This is a genomic window from Burkholderia sp. Nafp2/4-1b, from assembly GCF_003635165.1.
GTDB lineage: Bacteria > Pseudomonadota > Gammaproteobacteria > Burkholderiales > Burkholderiaceae > Burkholderia.
Genome location: NZ_ML058636.1, coordinates 1 through 3,289 on the forward strand (window position 1 = coordinate 1; position 3,289 = coordinate 3,289).

Below are 3,289 nucleotides of genomic sequence, written 5' to 3' on the forward strand. Positions count from 1 at the left end.
GCCGCTGCACACGTTCACGGTTTCGCCGGCCGTGTCGTTCTCGATCAGTGCGCGATAGACTTCGGCGACGTAACGCACGTCGGAGAAGTCGCGCGATACGTCGAGATTGCCCAGCTCGATCCGCGGCTTGCGCTCCGCGAAGTGGGACACGATCTTCGGCACCAGGAAGCGCGGCGACTGGCCGCGTCCGGTGTAGTTGAACGGACGCGTGATCACGATCGGCAGCCGGTCGAACCATGTCCGCACGAGGTGTTCCATCGCGACCTTGCTGGCCGCGTAGTGGTTCACCGGTGCGAACGGCTGCGTTTCGCTCACGGCGCCGCTCGCGTTGCCGTAGATGTTCGCGCTGCTGGCGATCAGGATCTTGTCCGGCACGTGGCCGACGTCTACGCATGCCTCCAGCAGATTGAGCGTGCCGATCACGTTGACGTCGTAGAACATGCTGGCGTCGTCGTGACCGACGAAGCTGATCGCTGCGAGATGGACGATGCTGGGCGGACGCACCGCGTCGATCGTCGCGCGACAGGCTTCCAGCGAACAGATGTCGAGCGCGATCAGGCCGTCGCGGGCATGATTTCCCGCGCCCGTGACGCGATGGCCCGCGCGCACGAGCGCCTCCGTGACGTAGGCCGCCGTGAATCCGCTCGCTCCGGTAATCAGCGCATGACGTTCCATGAGCGCCGGACCGTCAGAACGAGAAGCCGGCTTCGTTGCGGCGAAGGTCGGCTTCGACCATCATCGCGCAGAGCGTTTCGAGGTTCGTCTCGGGCGCCCAGCCGAGCTTTTCCTTGGCTTTCGCCGGATCGCCGATCAGCAGTTCGACTTCCGCCGGGCGATAGAACTTCGGGTTGACGCTGACGAGGGTCTTGCCCGTCGCGACGTCGATCCCGCGCTCGTTGTCCGCCGTCCCTTCGAAGCGCAGCGTGTAGCCGGCCGCCTTGAACGCCATCGTCACGAAATCGCGCACGGTTTCGGTGCGGTTCGTTGCCAGCACGAACGTGTCCGGCTCGTCCGCCTGCAGCATGCGCCACATCCCTTCGACGTATTCCTTCGCGAAGCCCCAGTCGCGCTTCGCGTCGAGGTTGCCGAGCTCGAGCGCGTCGAGCTTGCCGAGCTTGATCCTGGCGACCGAATCGGTGATCTTGCGTGTGACGAACTCGCGGCCGCGCAGCGGCGACTCGTGATTGAACAGGATCCCGCAGGAACCGAAGATGCCATACGATTCGCGATAGTTAACGGTGATCCAGTGCGCGTACACTTTCGCGACGCCATACGGGCTACGTGGATAGAACGGCGTCGTTTCGACCTGTGGAACGGTCTGGACGTTGCCGAACATCTCCGAGGTCGACGCCTGGTAGAAGCGGATCTTGTCGTTGACGATGCGGATGGCTTCCAGCACGTTGAGCGCGCCGATGCCGGTAATTTCGGCGGTCGTGACCGGCTGGTCGAACGAGACGGCGACGAAGCTCTGCGCCGCCAGGTTGTACACTTCAGTCGGTTGCGCGATCTGCAACAGGCGGATCGTCGACGACAAGTCAGTCAGATCGTGCTCGACTAAGTTGAGGTCCGGATGACCGGCGATGCCGAGTTCCTCGACGCGCCAGAAGTTCACGGAGCTCGTGCGGCGATACGTGCCGAACACGCGATAGCCTTTGCCGAGCAGCAGTTCCGCGAGGTACGCGCCGTCCTGACCGGTGATGCCGGTGATGATTGCAGTTTTCTTTTGCATGTCAGATCCTCTGTAGCTTACGATGATTAAGCGGGCGGGCAGATTTACTCGGCCGCGAGCGCGTTTTCGAGTTCGTCGAGCGTGATGGCTGCGGTACCCAGCTTGCCGACCACGACGCCCGCCGCGACATTGGCTTCGTGCATCGCACGCAGCCAGTCGCCATGGGTTGCATATCGCACCGCCAGCGTGGCGATGACGGTATCGCCCGCGCCGGACACGTCGAACACCTCGCGGGCCTTCGCCGGCTGCTGATGGGCGCCGCGTGCGTCGAACAGCGTCATGCCTTCCTCGCTGCGCGTCACGAGCAGCTTGTCGAGCGACAACTGCTCGCGCAGCGCCTCGGCCTTCGAGGTCAGTTCGGCTTCCGAACCGAACCGACCTGCGACCGCCTTGAATTCCGAGAGATTGGGCGTGAGCAGCGTCGCGCCGCGATAACGTTCGTAGTCGTCGCCTTTCGGATCGACGAACACCATCTTCCCCTGCGCGCGGGCGCGCTGAATCAGTACCTGTACGCCGTCGAGCGCACCCTTGTGGTAGTCCAAGAAGATCACGACGTCGGCGCTCGGCAGCGCATCGTCGAACGCGGCCGAGATCTGTGCGAGCACGGCCGGCGCCGGCGTGCGTTCGAAGTCGAGGCGCAGCAGCTGTTGCTGATGACCGACCACGCGCAGCTTTACCGTCGTGTGCAGGTCGTCGTCGACGCAGAGCCGTGCGTCGATGTCGTTCTCGCGGCACAGGCGCACGATCGTGTCCGCGTTGGCGTCGCGTCCCGCCACCGCGAGCAGTGTGGCGGTCGCGCCGAGCCGAGCGCAGTTATGCGCGACGTTGGCGCTGCCACCGAGCCGGTCTTCGGTACGCTGGACCGCGACGACTGGCACCGGCGCTTCCGGCGAAATTCGGTTGACGTTGCCGAACCAGTACTGGTCGAGGATCACGTCGCCGACGACCAGGATATGAGGCTGGGTATTCACAATGCCCTCGATAATGGCCATGGGTGGGGGTTCGGGTTAAATATGGCCGGACCGGAAACGAACCGCAGGAGACGCGTCGGTTCGAGTTTTGCCTCGGGCCTTGATGGGTGCGGCTTCGCTAATCGCGCTGCGGGGACCAGCACCGCGCACTCGCGCGCCTCGCTCGACTGTTACTGGATCACTGGGCGCACTCTCATGGACGCTGGTCAAGCGAATCTTGATCCATTGCCCTTTGGGAGTGCGATACGGCAACAACGGCGAGCGGCCGTCCAAGCTTGCTTGAACGTATCGACGGGTGCCGGGACGTCCTGAACAATTCAGAGCCTGATTGCGACAAGACGAAATCCTGTCGGAAATAGCCACCACAAAGCCCCGGTTCTCCACGCGTAATGTAGGCCATGCGACTAATGCTCCAGCACACGGCGTCACGCAGTTGACAAATAACAACTTCCTAGACTACGTCAACTGCGGTCGTGAGCGTGTCGGTGACACGCTCACGTACTGTGCTCGGCGCGCAACCCGTTACTCCACCTTGGGGGGCTTTTCGAATGTATGAAAGGGAGCCGGACTCGGCACCGTCCACTCGAGG

3 protein-coding genes are annotated in these 3,289 nt (G+C 63.2%); all 3 read right to left on the reverse strand.

The window, feature by feature from the left end:
- The coding region (locus C7H84_RS33520; RefSeq protein ID WP_121862835.1) for an NAD-dependent epimerase/dehydratase family protein at positions 1–675 on the reverse strand (675 nt) is incomplete at its 3' end.
- 13 nt (positions 676–688) lie between these two features.
- On the reverse strand, positions 689–1,729 hold the full coding sequence (gene gmd, locus C7H84_RS33525) for a GDP-mannose 4,6-dehydratase (RefSeq protein WP_121862836.1): 1,041 nt from the start codon (positions 1,727–1,729) through the stop codon (positions 689–691).
- A gap of 44 nt (positions 1,730–1,773) precedes the next feature.
- A complete protein-coding gene (gene rfaE1 / locus C7H84_RS33530) occupies positions 1,774–2,700 on the reverse strand; it encodes a D-glycero-beta-D-manno-heptose-7-phosphate kinase (protein WP_346428408.1) in 927 nt (308 codons plus the stop codon).
- Positions 2,701–3,289: the final 589 nt, after the last annotated feature.